This is a genomic window from Duganella sp. GW821-FHT07G03, from assembly GCF_059418605.1.
Map to the genome: position 1 here is coordinate 1 of NZ_JBWKQE010000051.1, position 4,576 is coordinate 4,576.

Sequence of the window (4,576 nt, forward strand, 5' to 3'; positions counted from 1 at the left end):
TGATACACAATGACAAGCCTTTCGATCCCAATTACTTATCGAAAGGGCTTGCCATTCAAGACGGTATCTGACCCCCGCCGGGGTTATTTGGCGGCCAGCGCGTTCTTGCGGATGGTGTCGAGCGTGGCGCCCGGCGTGATCAGGTTGCCGTCGTAGCGCAGCTCGATCACGGCCGGCAGCCGCTCGCTGTTGGCGTAGGCCAGCGCGCGTTCCAGCGCCGGCGCGAAGTCCGCCGTCGCCTCGACCACCTCGCCATGGCCGCCGTAGGCCACCGCCAGCGCGGCGAAGTCCGGGTTGTGCAGCTCGGTGCCGGACACGCGGCCAGGATAGTGCAGCTCCTGGTGCATGCGGATGGTGCCGAACATGCCGTTGTTGAACACGATGATGACCACGCCCGCGCGGTACTGCACGGCGGTGGCCAGCTCCTGGCCGTTCATCATGTATTCGCCGTCGCCGGCGAAGGTGATCACGGTGCGCGTTGGCGCGATGATCTTGGCGGCCACGCCGGCCGGCACGCTGTAGCCCATGGCGCCGCTGGTCGGCGCCAGCTGCGTGCGCATGCCGCCGTAGCTGTGGAAGCGGTGCGCCCAGGTGGCGTAGTTGCCGGCGCCGTTGGTGATGATGGTGTCGTGCGGGGCGATCTGGTCGATCTGCTGCACCACCTGCCACAGGTCCAGCGGCGCAGTGCCGTCCTGGAAGATAGTCGGCTGGCGCTGCCACGCGGCCAGCTCGGCCTTCGCCTCGGCCACCGTGCCCCGCCAGGCGGAAGCATCGACCGGCGCCATCGCCGCCAGCATCGCCGTCATTTGCGGCATGCCGCTGTTGATCATCAGTTCAGCCTGGTAGACGCTGCCCAGTTCCTCGGCGTCGGCGTGCACGTGGATCAGGCGCTGGGCCGGCACCGGCGCGGCGATCAGCGCGTAGCCGCCGGTGGTCATCTCGCCCAGGCGCGGGCCGATGGCCAGGATCACGTCCGCCTCGCGCACGCGCGCGGCCAGCTTGGGATTGATGCCGATGCCGACGTCGCCGACGTAATTCGGGTGGGCGTTGTCGAGCAGGTCCTGGAAGCGGAACGCGCACGACACCGGCAGATGGTTCGCTTCGGCGAAGGCTTGCAGGTCGGCGCAGGCTTGCGCGTTCCAGCCGCCGCCGCCCAGCAGCAGCAGCGGCTTCTTGGCGCCGGCCAGCAGCGCGCGCACTTGTGCGATCTGCGCGGCCGACGGCGAGGCCTGCACCGGCTGGTAGCGGCGGGTGTCGGCCACGGCGGCGACGGCGGTCAGCATGTCTTCCGGCAGCGCCAGCACCACCGGGCCGGGACGGCCGCTGGTGGCGATCTGGAAGGCGCGGGCGAGGTATTCCGGCACGCGGTCGGCGCGGTCGATCTGCGCCACCCACTTGGCCATCTGGCCGTACATGCGGCGGTAGTCGATCTCCTGGAAGGCTTCGCGGTCGACGAAGTCGTTGCCGACCTGGCCGATGAACAAAATCATCGGGGTCGAATCCTGGAACGCCGTGTGCACGCCGATCGAGGCGTTGGTGGCGCCCGGCCCGCGGGTGACGAAGCAGATGCCGGGCTTGCCGGTCATCTTGCCGTAGGCGTCGGCCATGAAGGCGGCGCCGCCTTCCTGGCGGTTGATGATGAAGCGGATGTCGGAGTCGTGCAGCGCGTCGAGCACGTCCAGGTAGCTTTCGCCGGGTACGCCGAAAGCGGTGTCGACGCCGTGGATCTTCAGGGCGTCGACCAGGATCTGGCCGCCGGTGCGGGATGGTTGCGTCATGTCTGGCCTTTTCGGGGTCTGGGTAGAGGTGCGGTGTCCTGCATTCTACGGCCGGGAAAAGGCGGCGGCTTTTCAAATGGCGACACCAAATTTCAGATTTGAAGGGCCGGGCTGTTACAATAGCGCTTGAAGCAAGCCAGACAGCCGCTGGCCAGCGCGTAATGCCTGGCGGGAGGAAGGTCCGGACTCCATAGAGCGGGGTGACGGTTAACGGCCGTCCGCTGAAAGCCGCAAGCGCAAGCCCAAGGTATAAGGCGAGGAATAGGGCCACAGAGACGAGCGTATTAAGTTACGGTGAAACGCGGTAACCTCCACCTGGTGCAATTCCAAATAGGCACGCGATGATGCTGCTCGCGGAGCGTGCGGGTAGGAAGCTTGAGCGCTGGAGTAATCCAGCGCCTAGAGGAATGGCTGTCATAGCGCAGGTTCGCCTGCGCCGTAACAAAATCCGGCCTATCGGCTTGCTTCAACTAATAACGATGTTCGCGGCTGCCGCGGGACCGACGCGCACGCCGCGGCGCTCCCGGGGACTTTGCCGATGAAAAAATACATACTGGCCTTGGATCAAGGCACCACCAGCTCGCGCGCCATCCTGTTCGACCATCAGGGCCACATCTGCGGCAGCGCGGCGCAGGAATTTCCACAGCATTTCCCGCAGCCGGGCTGGGTCGAGCACGATCCCAACGAGATCTGGAACAGCCAGCTCACCGTGGCGCGCAAGGTCCTGCACGACAACCACGTCGACGGCAGCCAGATCCTGGCGATCGGCATCGCCAACCAGCGCGAGACCACCGTGGTGTGGGACCGCAAGAGCGGCGAGCCGATCGCGCCGGCCATCGTCTGGCAGGACCGCCGCACGGCCGACGACTGCGAAGCGCTGCGCGCCGACGGCAAGGCCAGGAAGATCACCGCCATCACCGGCCTCGAGCTGGATGCCTATTTTTCCGCCACCAAGCTCAAATGGCTGCTCGACCACGTGCCGGGCGCGCGCGAGCGGGCGCGCCACGGCGCGCTGGCCTTCGGCACCATCGACAGCTGGCTGACCTTCAAGCTGACCGGGCGCCATGTGACGGACGTCAGCAATGCCTCGCGCACCATGCTGTTCAACATACACCTGATGCGCTGGGACCACGACCTGCTGCACCTGTTCGACATTCCCGAGCAGATGCTGCCGCAGGTGGTGTCCTCCAGCGAGGAGGTCGGCCATACCAAGGCCGCGCTGTTCGGCGCCGAGATCCCGGTGGCCGGCATCGCCGGCGACCAGCAGGCCGCCACCTTCGGCCAGGCTTGCCACCAGCCGGGCATGGTCAAGAATACTTACGGCACCGGCTGCTTCATGCTGATGCACCTGGGCCGGCATCCGGTGGCTTCGCACAACCGGCTGCTGACCACGGTCGGCTGGCGGGTCGACGGCGCCACCGACTATCTGCTCGAGGGCAGCGTGTTCATGGGCGGCGCCACGGTGCAGTGGCTGCGCGACGGGCTGGGCATCATCCAGCAGTCTAGCGAGGTCGAGGCGCTGGCCGCCTGCGTGCCCGACAGCGGCGGCGTGTTCATGGTGCCGGCCTTTGTCGGGCTGGGCGCGCCGCACTGGGACCCGTATGCGCGCGGCGCGCTGGTCGGCCTGAGCCGGGGCAGCAACCGCGGCCACATCGCCCGCGCGGCGCTGGAGGCGATCGCCTATCAAAGCGCGGAGCTGATGGCGGCCATGCAGAAGGACGCCGCCATTCCATTGACCGAGGTGCGCGCCGACGGCGGCGCGGCCCGCAACGACCTGCTGATGCAGTTCCAGGCCGACCTGCTGGGCGTGCCGGTGGTGCGCCCCGCAGTGACCGAGACCACGGCGCTGGGCGCGGCCTATCTGGCCGGGCTGGCGGTGGGCTTCTGGGAGACGCAGGAAGAAATCGCCGCGCAATGGTCGTGCGAACGCCGCTTCGAGCCGGCCATGTCGGCCGAGCGCCGCGCCGAGTTGCTGGCGCAGTGGGCGCGCGCGGTCGAGCGCTCGCGCGGCTGGGAAGCGGCGCGCTAGCGGTCTTTAAGCCCGTCTTCAGCTGAAAGCGACGTCTTCAAGACGGAAGCGGAATTTTCTGCGTTCGGGCTCGGTCCAGCCTTGGCCGGGGTCGGTGTTGCGGGGCAGGGGCGGCGCTGACGGCGCGGCTTCAAGCGGCGCTAAGCAGGACGTGCAGGCGATGGCTGTGGCCGGCGCGGCGGCTGGAGCGGTGGCGGTGGCGTGGGCGTGGGCGGGCGGTGCTGCTGCGGCGCGCGCCAGTTCGCGGCGGCGCACGCCGGCCAATTTCCAGTGCTTCTCGCCGGGCATGCGGATGGAGATGTCTTGCCATGCGTTGCGCACGCTGTCGGCGTAGCCGCTGGCGAACTGGTTGGGCGAGATGGCGCGGCCCTTGTACATGATGCGGTCGCCTTCGACGATGGCGTATTCATGGTCGCCACGGTAGGCCATGCGCAGCCATGTGCCCTCGGGTAGGAACAGCGTTTTCCATTGGTAGCCGCGCGGTGCGGCGTCTGCTGCTTGGGCCGGTGCCGCGAGCCACAGGCGTATCGCGGCATCGACCGCTTCGGCCGGATCGATGCTCGCTCCGGTCTCGCGCAACCGCTCCATCAGCGCGAGCAGGGTGTTGGGTGAGACATTCACACTCGTTGTAGCAACCATGCTGTTCTCCTTGCTGAAATCTACTGAATTTTGCTTGGATCTACTGAGTTAGACCGTAAGCGTGCAGCCGCCCCATCTGGCATCGATGACTGAAAGCGTGGACACTTCGAATTTTTAACGTCGGAGGGTC

The 4,576-nt window shown here is 67.1% G+C and carries 3 protein-coding genes and 1 other RNA gene; 2 read left to right on the forward strand and 2 right to left on the reverse strand.

What is annotated here, in order from left to right; translation table 11 throughout:
* Positions 1-83: 83 nt before the first annotated feature.
* A complete protein-coding gene (locus AC07OK_RS30650; RefSeq protein WP_494693825.1) occupies positions 84-1,778 on the reverse strand; it encodes a thiamine pyrophosphate-binding protein in 1,695 nt (564 codons plus the stop codon).
* A 128-nt stretch (positions 1,779-1,906) separates the two neighbouring features.
* Here AC07OK_RS30650 and rnpB point away from each other — a divergent pair.
* Positions 1,907-2,250, forward strand: an RNA gene (gene rnpB, locus AC07OK_RS30655) — RNase P RNA component class A.
* 66 nt (positions 2,251-2,316) lie between these two features.
* Entirely contained in the window at positions 2,317-3,807 is a 1,491-nt protein-coding gene (gene glpK, locus AC07OK_RS30660) for a glycerol kinase GlpK (protein ID WP_494693826.1), read from the forward strand.
* A gap of 18 nt (positions 3,808-3,825) precedes the next feature.
* Here glpK and AC07OK_RS30665 read toward each other — a convergent pair whose 3' ends face one another.
* Entirely contained in the window at positions 3,826-4,446 is a 621-nt protein-coding gene (locus AC07OK_RS30665; RefSeq protein ID WP_494693827.1) for a hypothetical protein, read from the reverse strand.
* Positions 4,447-4,576 lie beyond the last annotated feature (130 nt).

Bases quoted from the DNA above. Each gene is read 5' to 3' on its own strand.
- AC07OK_RS30650 (WP_494693825.1), bottom strand. From the start codon at position 1,778: ATGACGCAACCATCCCGCACCGGCGGCCAGATCCTGGTCGACGCCCTG.
- glpK (WP_494693826.1), top strand. From the start codon at position 2,317: ATGAAAAAATACATACTGGCCTTGGATCAAGGCACCACCAGCTCGCGC.
- AC07OK_RS30665 (WP_494693827.1), bottom strand. From the start codon at position 4,446: ATGGTTGCTACAACGAGTGTGAATGTCTCACCCAACACCCTGCTCGCG.